The organism is Stutzerimonas stutzeri, from assembly GCF_002909485.1.
GTDB lineage: Bacteria > Pseudomonadota > Gammaproteobacteria > Pseudomonadales > Pseudomonadaceae > Stutzerimonas > Stutzerimonas stutzeri_AH.
In genome coordinates this window covers 63,259-80,895 of sequence record NZ_PPXG01000005.1, presented here as the reverse complement: position 1 = coordinate 80,895, position 17,637 = coordinate 63,259, and the positions used below count along the sequence as shown (strand labels likewise).

The window sequence follows — 17,637 nt, the reverse complement described above, 5'->3', positions numbered from 1 at the left end:
TTATCTCCTCATTATTTTTGTCCAGCTGAAACAGCTGAGCCCGGAGGCTACGAAACCAAGCTTTCAGCAACCTTTACCCGGCTCCGTTAAAGCAGGCACAGCTGTGAGGGGATATGTCGGGAGAAAACGCAAATGCGACTGCACTGGCAAAGGCTAGACCATTCGTAATCAATCTGAACGGCAGAAAGGAACAGTGACGTGGATCTGTTATTTCTCGGCACCTCATCCGGCACTCCCACCCGGAGCCGCAATGTCACTGCCTTGGCGTTGTTGGAGGACATCGGCAAGAGCTGGTACCTGATTGACTGCGGCGAAGGCACCCAACACCGGTTGCTGCGCACGCCGCTGTCGCTGCACGACCTGCGAGCGATCTGCATCACCCATGTGCATGGCGACCACTGCTACGGCCTGCCCGGCCTGCTCGCCAGCGCCGGGATGATGGGACGCAAGACCGCCCTGACGATCATCGCCCCGCAAGGCATCGAAACCTGGGTGCGCGCGACGCTGGAGATGAGCCAGAGCTGGCTCGGCTACGACCTCGACTTTCTCGCCGTCGAGTCACTGGACGAATGGCGCAGCCTGAACACGCGTATCGAGGCCACCGCCCTTTCCCACCGTGTGCCCTGCTATGGCTACAGCTTCACCGAGGCCCGGCCTGATCCGCGCCTGGACATCGACCGCCTCGAACGCGACGGCGTGCCCCGCGGCCCGCTCTGGGGCCAACTGGCGCGCGGCTTCGACATCGAGCACGAAGGCCGCGTACTGCACAGCGACGACTACCTGAGCTTCAGCCGCGCGCCGCAGCGCATCGTCATCGGCGGCGACAATGACCGTCCCGAACTACTCGCCGACGCCTGTCGCGGCGCCCAGTTGCTGGTGCATGAGGCGACCTACACCAAGGCGGTCGCCAACGACGCCCGCAGTGACTTCGGCCACAGCACTGCGGCATCGGTGGCGCGCTTTGCGCAAACGGTCGGCCTGCCGAATCTGGTGCTGACCCACTTCAGCGCGCGCTACCAGAAGAATGCAAGTCGCGGTCATTCCATCGAAGACCTGCGCGCCGAGGCCAGCGAGCTCTACTCCGGCCAGTTGCTGCTTGCCGAAGACTTCATGCGCTTACGCCTCGGCAAGGACGGTCAGCTGACAGCGGTCGAGCCACCCAACCAGCGCCCGCCGCGTTCAGCACTATAAAGATCGTCAGCGATCACGGCGGCTGCGACCTGGCTGACTACACTGGTTGCTGACCCGCTGCCAGCGCAGCCGCCCAGCACCGCTTGACTCGACGGAGCCGCCGATGGAACGTCTTACCGCAAAAGACTTCGCCCCCGAGCTGCTCGAACTCTACGACTTCTACGTTCACGGCAAGCTCAGCCGCCGGGAATTCCTCGACCGCGCGGCGGCCTTCACCCTGTGCAGCATGACTGCCGTGGCGGTGCTCGAGGCGCTTACACCTAATTACGTGCTGGCCAAGCAGGTCGCCTTCACCGATCCCGACATCGTCGCCGAATACATCACTTACCCATCGCCCAACGGCCACGGTGAAGTACGTGCCTACCTGGTCAGTCCGGCCAAGGCCGAGGGCAAGCTGCCAGGCATTGTCGTCGTCCATGAAAACCGCGGCCTCAACCCCTATATCGAAGACGTCGCACGGCGCGTGGCCAAGGCCGGTTTTATCGCCCTGGCGCCAGACGGGCTGAGTTCGGTCGGTGGCTATCCCGGCAACGACGACAAGGGCCGTGAACTGCAGGCCGCGGTCGATCCGCAGAAGCTGATGAACGACTTCTTCGCCGCGATCGAATGGCTGATGGCCCACGAAGCCACCACCGAAAAGGTCGGCATCACCGGCTTCTGCTATGGCGGTGGCGTGGCCAATGCGGCCGCGGTGGCATACCCGGAACTGGCGGCAGCGGTGCCGTTCTACGGGCGCCAGGCCAATCCGGCGGATGTTGAAAAGATTCAGGCACCGTTGCTGTTCCAATTCGCCGAGCACGACGAGCGCGTCAACGAAACCTGGCCCGCTTATGAAGCCGCGCTCAAGGCGGCCGGCAAGCACTACGAGTCCTACATCTACCCCGGCACCCACCATGGCTTTCACAACGACAGCACACCACGCTATGACGAGCAGGCAGCGGAACTGGCCTGGCAGCGCACCATCGCCTGGTTCCAGCGCTATCTGAGCTGACGCGCGCCACCGTGGCGGGCCTAGCCGCCGCGGTCCAACCCGACTCTGCGCCAATCTGCCCGCAGAACGCCCGCGCCTTATGCAGCACATCAACGCGTGCTATCGACTGCCCTTGCTCCTCCCGCAGGCAGCAAAGCGCTGCCGATACATCCGTCACTGCATGTTGACGTTTACGTAAAAGAACAGTACTGCTATGCCGTCCGCACCGCTCAGGAAAAGCCTCAATGACCAGCAGCGCAACGCTCGGCAACGACTCGACCGACCTATGGATACAGAGCACGCACGGGCAGATGTTCGTCCGCAGCTGGTTTCCCGATGCCGGCGCGCTGCGCTCGAACTGCGCGCCGATCCTGCTGCTGCACGAGTCGCTCGGCTGTATCGAACAATGGAAAGATTTCCCCGCCGCACTCGCCCAGGCAACCGGTCGAACGGTGGTCGCCTATGACCGGCTGGGCTTCGGCCGCTCCGACCGACTGACCGCACCACCCGCGCCGACCTTCGTCGAGGACGAAGCTGGGCAAGGCTTCGCATGCGTGCTGGAACATCTGGGCATCGAGCGCTTCGTCGTGCTCGGTCACAGCGTCGGCGGCAGCATGGCCGTGCACTGCGCCGCGCAATATCCCGAAGCCTGCCAGGCGATGATCACGATGTCAGCGGTCACGTTCGTCGAAGCACGCACCCTGGAAGGCATTCGCCAAGCCAAAGCCTGGTTCGCTGACCCTGCACAGCGCGAACGTCTGCGTCGCTACCATGGCGAGCGAAGCGACTGGGTGCTCAGCGCCTGGATCGACACCTGGCTCGCCCCCGACTTCGCCTCCTGGACCCTCGCCCACGCCCTGCCAGACGTACGCTGCCCGGCACTGGCCATCCATGGCGACACCGACGAATTCGGCTCCGAACGCCACCCCCAACTAATCGCCCAACACGCCAGCGGCCATGTCGAACAAGCACTGCTACCCGACGTCGGCCACGTACCGCATCGCGAGCAGCCGGAGCAAGTGTTGGAGCGGGTTGGGCGGTTTTTGCAGGCGATGGGGTGAGGCGTTGCGTTCCCCAAAATCTCATGGAAAGAGGAAACTCGGGGCGGATGTGCTTGGATGTTAGTCGGCCACCAGACTGCCTTTCCGACAAGGGGATTGGCGGCTACGGCCAGATGCAGACATTCGGGACCGAGCGTAACCTCAGGCATCACGAAGCCTGTTACCCGCAGCCGGACCTATTGGCCCCGTGATCGGCGGAGTGATCCTGACCGTAATCTTCGGCGGCTATATCCTGTTTGCGTGGCTGGGCCAACGCATCGGATGCTCGCTTAATTGAGCTAAGCGCGGACACATGACGAACGTTGGAACCAATAAGCCGATGGACGATCCTCTATTGTGATGGTTCATGTAGGAGACTTGATTCGTTTCCAGGCGGCATAAGGTCTAGCAGACAATTCGAGTGGAGCTTTGATATGTCTGAAGTCCAGCCAAAATCCGAAAAGCAGGAAGACGCTGAGGCCGTCGTCGACGTTTTCCGAAAGGACCTTGGACCTTTTGTTGTTGCCGCGGAGACGACACGCATGGCAATGCTTTTTACCGACGCGAAGGCACCCGGCGACCCGATCGTTTACGCAAACGACAGCTTTCTAAAGCTGACTGGGTACGATCGGAACGAGGCATTGGGCAAGAGTTTCAATTCCTTACTGGAACAGCGCGTTGACCCTGAGGTCATCGAGAAGATCAAGTCCGAATTCGAGAAATGTGAGAATCACGACAATAACTTGGATATCGACTATAACCGGAAGGACGGCAGTACGTTGTTCGTCTCGGTTTTCATAAGCCCGGTGTGGGACGAGAGTGGCGAGATCGTGCAGCATTTCGTTTCGTTCATGGATATTACCAAGCACAAAGAGGCGCAAAACAAGTCGGAAATGTTCATCGACGAGCTTAATCATCGCGTAAAAAACACTTTAGCCACGGTGCAGGCGATAGTCTGGCAGTCGTTCAAAAAGTCATCCGATATCCAGATCGTTCGAGAGTCTATCGATTCCCGCCTCTTTGCTCTTTCTCGATCGCATGATCTCCTTACCCGTGAGCATTGGAACGGCGTGAGTTTTCGCGATTTAGTGAACGAGGTATTGGAGCCGTTTGGGGTCGCAGGCGATGGCGCGGCGCGCTTCGTCATCACGGGTCGAAATGTCCGCATTTCACCGCAGACGGCGCTGGCGCTCGGTGTCGCGCTCAACGAGCTCGCGACAAACGCCCTGAAGTACGGTGCCTTATCCAACGAAGCAGGATGCGTCCTGATCGAGTGGGCGGTCGCGCCCATGCCGGCGGGCAACAGGCTGATTATTCGTTGGCAGGAAAAGGACGGCCCAACTGTGGCTCCGCCGTCGCGCAAAGGGTTCGGTTCGCAGGTGATCGAGCGTGGTTTGTGTCATGAGCTGGCAGGGACCGTGCATCTCGACTTTCCGGAAGAAGGCGCGGTTTGCACGATTGATATTCCGGCACCCGAGTGTGCCCATGTCGAGTAAGCCGCTTGCCGGTCGGCGCATCTTGGTCGTCGAAGACGAGTTGATGGTTTTGATGCTTGTCGAGGACATGCTGGCCGAACTCGGGTGTACGTCCATCACGTCAGCCGCAACTGTTGATCAAGCACTTGCTTTTATCGACGAGAAAGACTTCGACGCCGCGACATTGGACGTCAACCTACACGGGATCAAAAGCTTTCCCATTGCCGACGCGCTCATCGCGCGCGGCGTACCCTTCATGTTTGCAACCGGATTTGGCGCGGAGGGAGTACCGGCCAGATATAACGAGCAGACTGTCCTAAGAAAGCCGTTCCGCTACCAAGACGTATCAGACCAATTCCAGCGCCTCTTAAACTGCTAAACAGCAGCCCTTGGTCCGCGCCAACGATGAGGCGGTGCCTGCGATCTACTCAATGAAGCGCTGGGGCGTGATCTTTGGCAGCCCAAATAGGCCCGAAGAGATCCGCGTGATCGAGGCGCAGGTCGTAAACACTGCCGTTGCTCACAGCTCTGCCGTTAGCCACTGGCTGCTTTTGGCCGATTTCTGCCGGTCGCGGACGTGAGAAAGCGGATAGGCCTACTCCTGAGCGCACTTGCTCGCCCGCTAGCCAGTCTCAACCAACCACCGCATGGAACGTACGCCGATACTCCGAGGGCGTGGTGCCCAGCTGAGCGGCGAACTGCTGGCGCAGCGAAAGCGTGGTGCCGAAGCCGACCTGCGAGGCGACGCATTCGATGGGCATGTCCGTCGTTTCCAGCAACTGCTGGGCTCTTGCCACTCGTTCGGCATTGAGCCACTTGATGAAGGTGGTGCCGGTTGCCTCGCGGAATCGCCGGGTAAAAGTTCGGCGGCTCATATGGGCGACCTCGGCAAGGGCATCCAGCGACAAGGCCTCCTGCAGATGCTCGCGCGCCCATGTCAGCACCTCGGGTAGCCGGCTCTCGCTCGGCAACTGAGGCACCGGCTGTTCGATGTACTGGGCCTGCCCGCCCTGACGATGCGGGGGCGTGACCAGCAGCCGCGCAATCCGGTTGGCGACATCCGCACCGTGACGTTGACGCAGCAAATGCAGACAGCAGTCGATGGCCGCCACCGTCCCGGCCGAGGTGATGACGTTGTCGTCTGCCACATAGAGCACGTCGGGCCGGAAGTGGCTATGCGGAAAGCGCCGTGCAAACACTTCACGCGCCACCCAATGGGTGGTCGCTTCTCGCCCATCGAGCAGCCCGGCGTCGCCCAGTACGAAAGCGCCAAGACACAGGCCGACGATCAAGGCGCCGCGGGCGTGAGCCTGGCGCAAGCCTTCGATCAGCTCAACAGGCGCGGCCAGTTCGGGATCGCTCCAGGCAGAAACGATGACGATATCGGCCCGCTCCATGGCTGCCATGCCTTCCGGCACATCGATGCTGAGCCCCTGATCACAGCGCACCTTGCCCGGCTGCGCCGCACAGTAAGACACCTCATAGCGCGAGTCACTGGCGCCCTCTTCTCCTGCACCCAGGACCATCGCAGGCACGGAAAGATGAAACAGGCTGACACCTTCGAAGGCGACGACACAGACATGTGTTGAGGTCATTGAGCTCCCGGTAGCGTTACGACGGACGAACATTTACGCAGGGCCAAACGAGCGCTCTGCGTCTTATGTTCTTCGGACCAGCGATAGGCTAGACCATACCGCAAACATTGGCCCGAATTTATTCATGATTGTCGTTCAGGCCGATTTCATCACTGTAGCTCGGTCTCCACAATGAGCACCTACCAACGGTACAAACTCTCAGGAGTCGCTCATGCTTTTTCAACGCAGCCTCGCAGGTTCTCTGGTCCTCGCACTCAGCCTTACCGCCGGCGCCAGTTGGGCAAATGATGCAAACACTGGTTCGTCTACCCCGGCTAGTGCCGCCGTGCAGATGCAGCAGATCCGCAATGCCACAGTGAAGATCATCTACGCCGATACCACGTTCCTCATCGATCCGATGCTGGCGAAAAAAGGCACCTACCCCGGTTTCGAAGGCACCTATCGCAGCGAGCTACGCAACCCACTGGTCGAGCTGCCGATGTCGACGCAGGAAATACTTGCTGGAGTAGACGCAGTCATCGTTACGCACACTCATCTCGACCATTGGGACGACGCGGCGCAAGAGCTGCTGCCAAAGAACCTCCCGCTATTCGTACAGAACGAGTCGGATGCCAGGATCATCCGTGATCAAGGCTTCAAGAATGTCCGCATCCTCGAAGACGGAACAGAATTCGGCGGCGTTACCCTGAGCAAGACCGGTGGCCAGCATGGCACCGACAAGATGTACGCCAATGCTCAACTTGCTGAATTTCTCGGTGAGGCGATGGGTGTGGTTTTCCAGGTCTCGGGCCAGAAGACCATGTACCTGATCGGCGACACCATCTGGCGCGACGAAGTGGACCAGGCACTAGCCCAGTACAACCCGGAGGTAGTCGTCGTTAACGCCGGCTATGCATTGGTGACCGGCTATGACGGCGCCATCATCATGGGCAAGGAAGACGTAGCACGTGCAGCCCAGGCTTTGCCCAACGCCAGGATCGTAGCCACCCACATGGACGCTATCAATCATATGGGCCAGAGCCGCGAAGAGCTGAAAGCCTACGTCACCGAGAAGGGTATCCAAGACCGCGTAGACATTCCGGAAGACGGGGCTGTGGTCAAGTTTTAACCCCAACGTGGGGCCGCCCGTGCAAGGCGGCCTTTTTTATCTCTCGATAAGCACGATTACGACCGATTGAATCCTCAGCCAATACCAGACATTGGAAGGCGAGCACTTTAGTATTCTCGAAGTCGTCTGGAGATGCCTGACAGTAGTCCATCAGACAAACCCTCGTAGGCGTGCAGCGTTTCAACTACAACGGATCACTGCGTCACGGGGTTCCTGGCGGTACGCTCGTACCCCCGACAGACTGCATGACGGAATAGCCGGTACCAGCGCAGGTTTTCGCTACCCCATGGCCTATGGCAACCGGGCGCTTATCCATAACGTGTTGGGCGGACAACCGCTGCCCTTCACAGGCAGCGGGCTCGCGAACGATCTTCGCTTGTACTGTGCCAGCGAAGCGTTCGTGCAAACGCTGGATCATCCGCTGGAAACGCTAGAGGACTAAGTGATAAGCGGCTACAACCCCCGTCACCTGAAAACCCGCCTGTGGCTGTCAAAGGCCTTTGGAGGCAACTGACGCGTGATCTAGCTCAGCGTTCGGCCAACTGCGCTGGGCCGTCGTCGAAGCGTGACACCGCGACAAGCAGCGCCTGGATCGACGCAATGATGATGTTCGCGTGGTTGCCGGCACCGAAGCGCGAGCCGGCCACGCCCGGCCAGGCAACCTCGACCAGCGCCAGGGCCTGGGCTCCAGCACCACCACCCAAACTGCGCTCCTCGTAGCCGTCGACTCGGATGGGCAGGCCGAGGGCGGCAACCACCGCGTCGATCGGGCCGTTGCCCACTCCCTGCAGATTCCGTTGCCGGCCATTGGGCAGCGCGATCTCCAGCACCACTCCCTGGCCAGCTCTGTCCTCGAACAGCTGGTGGCCGATATAGACAAGATTGCCACCAGGGCGCGCCGGCGCCAGATAAGTGCGCTGGAACAGTTCCCAGAGTTCAGTACTGGTCAATTCTGTCTCGCTGCTGTCCGCCATTTTCTGCACGATGGCGCTGAACTCCACCTGCATCCGCCGCGGCATCAACACGCCGTGGTCACGCTGCAGCAGGTAGGCGATGCCGCCTTTGCCCGACTGGCTGTTGACCCGCACGATGCTGTCATAGGTGCGTCCCAGGTCCTTGGGATCGATCGGCAGGTAGGGCACCTCCCAGAAGCCCTCCGGGTCCTGTGCGGCGAACCCCTTGGCGATGGCGTCTTGGTGCGAGCCGGAAAAGGCGGTGAACACCAGGTCGCCGACATAGGGATGGCGCGGGTGGATTGGCAACCCGGTGCAAGCCTCAGCGACCCGCGCCACGCCGGCGATGTCGGAGAAGTCCAGGCGCGGGTCGACGCCCTGGGTGTAGAGGTTCAACGCCAGGGTTACCAGGTCGAGGTTGCCGCTGCGCTCGCCATTGCCGAACAGGCAGCCTTCCACGCGCTGGGCGCCGGCCAATAGCGCCTGCTCGGCGCAGGCCACGCCGGTGCCGCGATCATTGTGCGGGTGAACCGAGAGAACCACGTGCTCACGGCGCTCCAGGCGCTCGTGCATCCACTCGATCTGGTCGGCGAAGACGTTCGGCGTCGCCACTTCCACCGTAGTCGGCAGGTTGACGATGATCGGCCGGCCGGGGCCAGCGTCCCAGGTGCGGATAGCTGCGTTACACATGCGCAGTGACACCTCCAGCTCGGCCATGCAGAAAGTTTCCGGGGAGTACTGCAGCACCCACTCAGTCTGCGGGTGCGCAGCCACCTTGTCCTTGAGCAGCTGCACGTGGCGCACTACCAACTGTTCCACTTCGTCCACCGAGAGGCCGAACACCAAGCGCCGCCACCCCGGGGCGATGGCGTTGTACAGGTGTACGATCACCCGCCGCGCGCCGGCCACGGCCCGCACGGTCTCGTCGATCAGGTCCTCGCGCAGCTGGGTCATGACCATGGGCGTGACGTCATCGGGAATGCCGCCCTCGTCGATCAGTTGGCGGATGATCTCGAAGTCGGTGCGCGAGGCGGCCGGGAAGCCCATCTCGATCTCCTTGAAGCCCAGCCGCACCAGCTCACCGAACAGGCGCAGCTTGCGCTCTCGGTTCATTGGTTCGAAAAGCGCCTGGTTGCCGTCGCGCAGGTCGGTGGACAGCCACACCGGCGCCTCAGCGATGCGGCGAGAAGGCCAGCGGCGATCGGGCAGGTCGATGCCGGGAAAGGGACGGTACTTGGTTTGCGGATTGCGGAGCATGGGTCGGACCTCGAACGGGAAAATGGACGGTGCCAATCTCCCCTACCCGCCATGGCGGGCTGTTCAAGGCCGGGATCTGGGGGAGATCGCAATTCGCCACCGCATGCGCGGCGACAGACCCCGGCCGAGGCTCAGAGCGATTAGCATTAGCGAGGGAGGCGGAGCGTTCATGGCGGGGTTCCGGTGAGACATGCGCCCAGCATAGGCAGCCGCACCCCTGGATATTCACGGCAAATGGTCCGTCGTTATCGCCAAATGGTCATTCCTGCGACTAAGCTGGCCAGCAGCACACTCTGGATCCGCCTATGGTCGACCACAGCCAACAGCCCTACGAATCCCTGGCCATGCCGGTCACCGGCGTCGCAGTCGACTATCCCAGCGGTCATCAAGTGCCCGCCCACAGCCATCCACGTGCGCAGTTGATCTATGCCATCTCCGGGGTGCTAGTGGTGGAGACCCCCGCCGGCCGGTGGGTCATACCGCCGACCCGTGGCGTCTGGCTGCAGGCCGGCGTCGAGCACTCCCTGCGCATACGCGGCACGGCGTGCATGCGCAGCGTATTCGTCAACCCCGACGCCATCGACGGACTGCCCACGGGCAACTGCGTGATCGATGTGTCGCCGCTACTGCGCGAACTCATCCAGGCCGCTACCCAGGTGCCGGCGCAGTACCGTGCGGACAGCCGGGACGGCCGCCTGATGCGTTTCCTCCTCGACGAACTGCGCAGCCTGCCGGTACTGCCCTTCCACCTGCCTTGGCCAAATGACGAACGCATAGCCCGAGTCTGCTACGCCCTAGCGCAGAACCCGGCGCAGGAAGGCGGCGCCGAGCATTGGGCGGAGCAGCTGGCTATGAGCCCGAAGACCTTTCACCGGCGCTTCCTTCGCAGCACCGGCATCACCTTCGGCCGCTGGCGCCAACAGGCACGCCTGCTGCTCTCGCTGGAAGCCCTGGCCGAAGGCCTGCCGGTGCTGCAAGTCGCCCTACAGCACGGCTACGAAAGCCAGAGCGCCTTCGCCGCTGCTTTCCGCCGGCAGTTCGGCGTTCCGCCTTCGAGCTTCTACAGCTGAACGGAGAAACTACCGGCTCAGTAGCCTGGCCAGCGGCCGTAACCACTGCGGTCTCCAGGCCAGGATGAAGACCATGACATAGCCGCTGGGCGGCAGCAGAAGCACCCACATCAGGCTGCCGAAAGCCACGCCTTGATAGGCCCAGGCCAGCAGTAGGCTCAGTGCCAGACTGCCCCAGCCGATAGGAACTACCCAGGCTTGGCGCTGAGAGCAAAGGTTCAGCGTTTTCCAGTGTTTGTCCTGGGCTAGCGCCAGGCACGCCAGCCCGAGTAGATAAAGAACCAGCAGGCTGGCAATGAGCAGCAGATCAAGCATCCTCGAGCGCCTTATAGTGCAAGCGCCGGGGCCGGCCCAGGCGCAGCCAGGTGTAGGCAGCCAGCCAAGCGCTAAGTAATAAGCCGCCATCTACCCCGGCTACGGCCCAGTGGGACTGGCTCAGGCTTCGCCATAGATAGTCGCCGGTGGTTATGCCGTTGAGCAACAGCGTCACCAGGGCAAGCATGGCGATAGCCGCACATTGGCTTCGCCATGGCGCCCGGCTTTCGCTAGAGCGGCAAACCATGAAGAGCGCATGCACGGCTGCGACCAACCAGGTGGCGAAGAATAACCACTGCTCCCAACTCGCCCGCTGCACCAGACTCTCCGGCAACAGCCTATTGCTCACCAGCATGGCCAGGGTCGCCAGCGGTAGGCCGGTGATCAGGCAGGCCGCCAGTACTTCGGCCATACGCAGGCCCGCTCTGCCTTGGGGCAAACGCAAGCGACGTTTCTCGGTCCAATAGAGCAGGCCGCTGGCCAGCACAAGGCAGCAGCTGACCCCAGCCAGGAAGTACAACGCACGCAGCAATGGCTGCTGGAAATACGCCACATGCAGCCCAGCCAGCAGGCTATAGATGGAGGCTGCGGGTTTGAGCCTGGCTTGATGTAACAGCCGCCCGCTGGGGCCATCGAAGTACAGGGTGTCGGCGTCCTGGCTCACGCGGCTAGCGAGGGAACGACTGATCTCCACATAGGCCAGGGCATCACCCGGGTGCCAGACACGGATGAATGCCGGTTCTCCGCCTTGCCATATGGCTCGCGTCTGCTCGGCCATGTCATCCAGCGACGCCAGGCTGCCAGCCTGGCCTGACGCCGGCCGGCTAAAGAGGTCACGTGCCTCGCTGGCGAGTTCACCAGCCTGCTCCTGATAAGTCGCCAGCATGCCGGCCGGTAAATAGTGCGGAAAGCTGATAACCAGGCCGCTCAGCAGCAAGGTCAGAAAGAACGGCAGGGCGAACACCCCGGAGAGGTTATGCAGATCCAGCAAGCGCCTCGGTATCTTGTCCGGCCGAAAGCTGAAGAAGTCCTTGAACAGTCGCACATGGATCAGCAGCCCGGCGATGATCACCAGCAACCCGGCCATGCTGGCCAGGCCAACCAGCAGCAGGCCCAGGCGACCGACCTCCAGGTGCAGGGTGTAATGGAAGCGGTAGAAGAAGTCTCCGCCCTGGCTAGCCGTCGTTTCGAGCACATGGCCAGTGCCTGGGTCGATAAAGCGGCTTTGCCCCTTGCCCTGCAGATCCCAGGTCTGCAGGCGTAGCGGCGGCACCCGGCTGCTGGGCAGTTCTATAAACCATTGTTCCAGCGCCTGCCCCGCAATTAGCGACTCAACCATCGGCAGCACGTGACCATCCAGGGACAGCTCGGCTGCAGCCGTTGGCAGCCGCGTCTGCGGCAGCATCCAGCGGTCCAGCTCGCGATCGTACAAGGCCAGACTGCCCATAAAGAACACCACGAACAGCAGCCCCGTGAAGGCCAGGCCGAGCACGCTGTGCATCCAGAGCATGGCCTGGCGCAAGTTGCTAAACATCAGGGACTCCCCCAACAGCGGCTGATCACTTCCAGCAAAACGCTAGCCGCCATCAATACACCCCAGAGCCGCAATGACCGCTTAACTACAAGTGCCGCGATGACGAGCGCCGGATAGAGTACGAAGCCCAGCAAGCTGCTGAAGATCGCCGCCTCACTGCGCGCCAAGCCCAGGTGCAACAAGACCAGCCCGGTAAAGCCCGTAAGCGTCCAGATCGCGGCATAGCTGGCCACCAGCACAACAAGCAGATAAGCGCCACGTGCCAGAGCCGTATTCCCTGCCGGGGTTTTCGCTAGAGTGTGCACGCCCGTCCCCCTAAATCGGGCCAGAGCGCGTGGCGGATTGCTCTGGCCACTGTTTTGGCTTCACTCCAAGGTTAGAGGTCGTAGTGCAAAACCAGACCGACAGTCCGAGGGGCACCCACATCGATGATGTCGCCACCACGGTTGTTGGTGACGTACTCCTTGTCGAACAGGTTTTTCACGTAGCCCGACACGGCCAAGCCCTTGATCAGCTCATATTCGGCATTGAGGTTGACCAGTACAAAGTCATCACTGCGGCGTGTATGGATCACGTCACCGCTGGCGTCGAACTCGTACTGCGATGGGCTGCCTTCCTGATAGATCACGTCGCTGGTGACTTTCAGGCCATTGTCGAAGCGATAGCTTCCACCGACCGAAACCTTGTACTTGGGTGCATAGAGGAACGACTCGCCACTGAGGTCGTCACCATCGCCAAATACAAAGTCGCCGTAACGCCCATCGGTGTAGGCGAGCCCGGCATTCACCTGCAGGCGGCTGGTGAGATCCTGCTCGACGAACAACTCCAGGCCCCTGATGGTGCTGTTGGCGGCGTTATAAACCTGGAAGAAGTCACCGGCGTTATCGAGCATGCTCACCTGCTGGTCCTTCCAGTCGGTGTAGTACAGGTTGGCCCGAGCTCGCAGGCTGTCGTCCAGCCACGAACCACGGTATGACAGCTCGTAGTTGATGGTGTACTCCGGATCGTAGTCGGCGTGCCCGCCGCCGGCGCGGACGTTGACACCACCGCCGCGGTAACCTTTCTGCACCATGAAGCCGAGGTACTGATCGGCTGCGAACTGATAGTCCAGCCCGAGCTTTGGCAGCAGTGCGTTGAACGTTTTCGATACCTGGCCAGGGCTGGAAAAGTCATCCTGCTCAACATCGGTATCGTTCTGCTCGTTGTCGTAGCGCAGGCCGGTGATCAGGGTCCAGTCAGGCGCGAAGGTCCAGTTCAGTTCGCCGAACACCGCCTTGTTGTGGATCCTGGTGTAGCCCTTCACGGTGCCGAGCAGATTGCCATTATTGCTCAGCCTGTCGTGGTAGGCGTTGCTGGTGCGGCCGTAATAAGCGCCGGCAAAACCGCGCAGGTTGTCGCCCTCGTAAGCCAGCCGCAGCTCCTGGCTGAACAGGTGGGTTTCCTGGGTGCGCGCGACTTCCTGGTCGCGAGTGGCGGTCTGGTCAAAGTCCAGCCGCGACTGGTAATCCGACTGCGTACCGGTGGTCAGGCTGGTCAGGGAAAAGGCCTCGTCCAGGCGGTAGTCAGCTTTGGCGGTGGCGGTATTTTGCTGCAGCTTGTCGAAGGCCTTGGTGTTGGAGGCGATCTTGTAATACTGCACATCGTTGTTGCTGCGCAGAATCGAATTGTCGCCCTGCTGGCTGTTGTGATGGGCGTAGGTAAGCAGTACGTCGAGGTCGTCGTTGGGCAGGATCAGCAGCTTGCCCCGGGCATTCTTGTTGCGGTTGGGGTTGGCGTCGCTGCCGGTGGTGATGTTGTCGATATAGCCATCACCGTCCTGGTAATCCACGGCCACGCGGCCGGCGATCACACCATCGATCAGCGCGCCGCCACCGGCCACCGCTGCGCCGCTTTCGCCATAGCTGCCGGCATTGGTTTGTGCCGAGAAAGTCGGCTCGAACGTGGGGTTACGGGTTTGAATCACCACCGCACCGGCCAGGGAGTTACGGCCTTGGGTGGTGGATTGCGGGCCAAGCAGCACTTCTACCTGCTCTACATCCCACATCGACATCGGGCTCAGGGTCAGCGCCCGGTTGGGCTGTTGGGCTCCGTCCACGTATACCGAAACGGCACCGTTCAGGGTCGCCGGGCCTTGATCATCGAAGCCCGAAACCGGTACGCCGCGGATGCCCCAGTTTTCATTGCCGGCCTGGGTGTACACGCCTGGGGTTCGGCTGAATACACTGCCGATATCCCTGTCGCCATGCGCGCGCATGCTTTCGGCTGTCTCGACCACGACGCTCGACTGGGTTTGTGCCAGGGTACGACTGATTTTCTCACCGCTGACCATGATCGGGGCGAGCTCAAGCGGTGCGGCTGGTGCTGGGCGCGGCGCTGCGGCTACGTCGGGCACCACGATATAGGTGTGTTCGTCCTGCTGTTGCACCTTGAGGCCGCTATTGCCGAGCAACCTCTGCAACGCATCAGAGGTGGTATAGCGACCGCGCAACGCTGGCGTCTGTTTGCCGGCCGCGATATCGCTGGAAAAGAGAATCTGCGCGTCGGACTGGTTGGCCAAGGCGTTCAGCGATTGTTCGAGCGGTGCGGCCGGCAGGTCGAAGTCGACTTCAGTGGCAGCCTGGGCCATCGACGACAAGCCAAGCAACAGGCTGCTGGCCAACAGGGAAAGGCGCAGGGTCGGGGTTATCACGCGTGGTTCTCCGGGAAAAGTGTTGTGTTCCTGGAGTTAGCCGCCACAGCGAAGAGGAAACCCTACCTCAGGGCGTTATTTATTTTTGCGCTGTGCGCCGCGTCAGATGCAGCGCGCCATCGGTATCAGTGTTCAACTCTAGCGGCAGGATCTTCGGCAGCAATGCCAGCATTACGTCCAGGCGCGCGCTGTCGAAGGCCCCCGATACCGGAAGCTCGGCCAGGCTGCTGTCATCCATGACGATGGGCTGGCGCTGGTACCGCTGAATTACCTCGAGCACTTCACGCAGGGGCGTGCGCTCGAATACCAGGCGACCCTCTTTCCAGGCGACGAAGGCCGTAGCGTCGACCCGCGCAGGTTTCCCGAGCCGACCATTGCGTACCTCAATCTGCCCGCCTGCCCCGAGACGGACGCCTGCATGGTTACCACGAACATCGACCTTGCCTTCTTCTACCGTGACACGCACATCGTCCTGATAACGACTGACGTTGTAGCGGGTGCCGACCACCTTGATCTGGGTCGAGCCCGCGCTGGTCAGGAATGGGCGATAGAGGGCGGGGGCGACACTGAAAAGTGCCTGGCCGGCTTGCAGCTCCACCCGGCGTGAGCGCAGGTGCCAACTGACCTTGATCCGACTAGCAGCATCCAGAGTTATGCGACTGCCGTCCGCCAGCGGGATAACCTGATGCTCACCAATAGCGCTGCCAAACTGCTCGGTCTTGTAGCTGGGGTCGAGCCAGGCCAGAACGCCGGCAAGCCCCAGGGTGGCGATCACGACACTCAGCGTGGTGAAACTGCGGGGTTTAGGTTGCTTTACCGGTGATGGCAGCGGAAAGCGCTTTTTCAGCTCATCGCGGTGGCGTGCAATAGCGTCGTCTGCGGGGACGAATTCGCTCTGTTGCGGTTCGTTCTGGTTCATGACTAGGCCTTCTGGTAGCCGAGCATGATACGGCAGCGGGTCATGCCCAGCTTGAGGTGCTTCTCCACGGCCTTCAGCGATATCCCCAGCTGCACTGCTACCTCTTTCTGCGGCAACTCATGGATCTTGTGCATGATGAACACCTGCTGGCAGCGTGGCGACAAGGTAGAGACAGCGGCGCTGAGGCGCTCCAACTCGTCAGCGACCTGGTGATGGCACTCCGGGCTCAATGCGCTGCAGATGACATCTGGCAACTCTACATGCTCGTCGACCCAAGCCAGTCGTCGACGCTCGCTGCGGTAATGGCTGATGGCACGATCATGGGTGATCTTGCGCAGCAAGGCCAAGGGCAGACGCACACCTTCCTTCTCGGGTGACTCAAGCAGCTGTACGCAAACATCGTGCACGACCTCATGCGCCGCATGACGATCACCAAAGCGGCGGCGCACAGAATCGACCAACTCGTCGTAATGACGGGTTAGCACCGTGACCAAGGATGATCGGGATGGGGCGTGAGACACGATGGGGCCGCGAGAGGGCAAGGAATATGGCTGCGAATATAAATGAGAAGTCTTAGCAGTTGAAAGAAGTGAATGTGCTCTTCGTCCGCTACAGAGGGCTATATCAACCAGCCCGGCCAGAACTCCTGTGAGCTTGTTACGCAGAAACCCGACAAGCCCTTATGTCGATCCTTCCTAGCCCCGAACGAAAGGGTTGGGGAATGACGCGAAGAACCGCTGTTAGGTAGAGGTGCTTTACAGCCCGCTTCTTGCCGGTAGATGCCGGTGGCGACGTGCTGCTTTCGGCCAGAAGCGGCATCCTAGGCTCTTAACCTTGGTCACAGCTGATTCGAATCCCCTCGAGCAGCACTTGAAGAACGCTTTTCGCTTGTTTAAGTCGATGTCCCTCACCTTCCCCACGAGCTATCCAGAAAGCAGCTTCAGTCAAGCTGCCTTGAATCATAACCGACAGAGCATGAGGGTCTATCTTTCGAACCACCCCTCCATCAATAAGCGCTTCGATCAACCCCAGCAGAGAGGCAATGCACTGCTGCTGAGAGTCGCCGGCATTGCCAAGCACAGAGGGCGCGTCAAGTAACACGATGCGTTGAATCTCAGCCTCTTGAGCCATTTCAAGATACCCATAGCATCGGCCAGTAAAACCTCCCCATGCATCCGCAACGTTGTCGGAAATTGCCTGAAGGCGGGCATCCATCTCACCATCGATCTGAGCGACGACCGCCGCTAGCAAGCCCTGCTTGTCACCGAAGTGGTGGTAGAGCGCGCCCCTCGTCAACCCCGCCTGCGCCGTCAGATCATCCATCGAGGTTTCGGCATAACCACGCTCACAGAACACCTTGCGGGCGGTGCTGATCAACGAAGCGCGGGTTTCTTCCATTTCCACACGGGTGCGGCGCGCCATCTAACCCCTCCTTATTAGACCTGCATGATTATTTACATACCAGGCGTATGTATATACGATCATATTCATACGCGGCGTATGTATTCCCATCTCGCTGCA

Annotated in this window: 16 protein-coding genes and 1 pseudogene; 8 read left to right on the top strand and 9 right to left on the bottom strand. The window is 61.0% G+C overall.

What is annotated here, in order from left to right:
- Positions 1-198 precede the first annotated feature (198 nt).
- The 5 genes from CXK91_RS13010 to CXK91_RS12990 all read left to right on the top strand — a co-directional run bounded on the left by CXK91_RS13010 (position 199) and on the right by CXK91_RS12990 (position 5,055).
- A complete protein-coding gene (locus tag CXK91_RS13010) occupies positions 199-1,191 on the top strand; it encodes a ribonuclease Z (RefSeq protein ID WP_103456559.1) in 993 nt (330 codons plus the stop codon).
- A 103-nt stretch (positions 1,192-1,294) separates the two neighbouring features.
- The gene (gene yghX, locus CXK91_RS13005) at positions 1,295-2,182 is read left to right on the top strand and encodes a YghX family hydrolase (protein WP_103456558.1); all 888 of its coding nucleotides are present in this window, start codon (positions 1,295-1,297) and stop codon (positions 2,180-2,182) included.
- A gap of 224 nt (positions 2,183-2,406) precedes the next feature.
- Positions 2,407-3,222, top strand: a complete 816-nt coding sequence (locus CXK91_RS13000; RefSeq protein WP_103456557.1) for an alpha/beta fold hydrolase — start codon at positions 2,407-2,409, stop codon at positions 3,220-3,222.
- A gap of 413 nt (positions 3,223-3,635) precedes the next feature.
- Positions 3,636-4,697, top strand: a complete 1,062-nt coding sequence (locus tag CXK91_RS12995; RefSeq protein ID WP_103456556.1) for an HWE histidine kinase domain-containing protein — start codon at positions 3,636-3,638, stop codon at positions 4,695-4,697.
- Positions 4,687-5,055: a response regulator gene (locus CXK91_RS12990; RefSeq protein WP_181003954.1), complete on the top strand. Its 369-nt coding sequence runs from the start codon at positions 4,687-4,689 to the stop codon at positions 5,053-5,055. The genes CXK91_RS12995 and CXK91_RS12990 overlap by 11 nt, the downstream gene beginning before the upstream one ends.
- A gap of 253 nt (positions 5,056-5,308) precedes the next feature.
- Here CXK91_RS12990 and CXK91_RS12985 read toward each other — a convergent pair whose 3' ends face one another.
- Positions 5,309-6,271, bottom strand: a complete 963-nt coding sequence (locus CXK91_RS12985; RefSeq protein ID WP_103456554.1) for a GlxA family transcriptional regulator — start codon at positions 6,269-6,271, stop codon at positions 5,309-5,311.
- A 211-nt stretch (positions 6,272-6,482) separates the two neighbouring features.
- Here CXK91_RS12985 and CXK91_RS12980 point away from each other — a divergent pair, with 211 nt between their 5' ends.
- Entirely contained in the window at positions 6,483-7,379 is an 897-nt protein-coding gene (locus CXK91_RS12980) for an MBL fold metallo-hydrolase (protein ID WP_103456553.1), read from the top strand.
- Between the two features lie 146 nt (positions 7,380-7,525).
- Positions 7,526-7,818, top strand: a pseudogene (locus tag CXK91_RS22915) (AraC family ligand binding domain-containing protein); the annotation flags it as partial.
- A gap of 88 nt (positions 7,819-7,906) precedes the next feature.
- Here the strand turns inward: CXK91_RS22915 and CXK91_RS12970 are convergent.
- Complete coding sequence (locus CXK91_RS12970; RefSeq protein WP_103456552.1) at positions 7,907-9,589, bottom strand: 2-isopropylmalate synthase; 1,683 nt, start codon at positions 9,587-9,589, stop codon at positions 7,907-7,909.
- Between the two features lie 305 nt (positions 9,590-9,894).
- Between CXK91_RS12970 and CXK91_RS12960 the strand changes: the two genes are divergently transcribed.
- Positions 9,895-10,659, top strand: coding sequence for an AraC family transcriptional regulator (locus CXK91_RS12960; protein ID WP_103456550.1), 765 nt, complete (start codon positions 9,895-9,897; stop codon positions 10,657-10,659).
- Between the two features lie 9 nt (positions 10,660-10,668).
- On the opposite strand, the gene CXK91_RS12955 is transcribed toward CXK91_RS12960, so the two are convergent.
- The 7 genes from CXK91_RS12955 to CXK91_RS12925 form a co-directional block, all read right to left on the bottom strand.
- Complete coding sequence (locus tag CXK91_RS12955) at positions 10,669-10,974, bottom strand: DUF3325 family protein (protein WP_181003953.1); 306 nt, start codon at positions 10,972-10,974, stop codon at positions 10,669-10,671.
- Positions 10,967-12,508, bottom strand: coding sequence for a PepSY-associated TM helix domain-containing protein (locus CXK91_RS12950; protein ID WP_103456549.1), 1,542 nt, complete (start codon positions 12,506-12,508; stop codon positions 10,967-10,969). Before CXK91_RS12950 ends, CXK91_RS12955 begins: the two co-directional genes overlap by 8 nt.
- Positions 12,508-12,813, bottom strand: a complete 306-nt coding sequence (locus CXK91_RS12945) for a hypothetical protein (RefSeq protein WP_146048130.1) — start codon at positions 12,811-12,813, stop codon at positions 12,508-12,510. The genes CXK91_RS12950 and CXK91_RS12945 overlap by 1 nt, the downstream gene beginning before the upstream one ends.
- A gap of 71 nt (positions 12,814-12,884) precedes the next feature.
- Positions 12,885-15,197, bottom strand: coding sequence for a TonB-dependent receptor domain-containing protein (locus tag CXK91_RS12940; RefSeq protein WP_256055722.1), 2,313 nt, complete (start codon positions 15,195-15,197; stop codon positions 12,885-12,887).
- 79 nt (positions 15,198-15,276) lie between these two features.
- Entirely contained in the window at positions 15,277-16,116 is an 840-nt protein-coding gene (locus CXK91_RS12935; protein WP_103456547.1) for a FecR family protein, read from the bottom strand.
- A 2-nt stretch (positions 16,117-16,118) separates the two neighbouring features.
- On the bottom strand, positions 16,119-16,637 hold the full coding sequence (locus CXK91_RS12930) for an RNA polymerase sigma factor (protein WP_103456546.1): 519 nt from the start codon (positions 16,635-16,637) through the stop codon (positions 16,119-16,121).
- Positions 16,638-16,944: 307 nt separating this feature from the next.
- Complete coding sequence (locus tag CXK91_RS12925; protein ID WP_103456545.1) at positions 16,945-17,538, bottom strand: TetR/AcrR family transcriptional regulator; 594 nt, start codon at positions 17,536-17,538, stop codon at positions 16,945-16,947.
- Positions 17,539-17,637 lie beyond the last annotated feature (99 nt).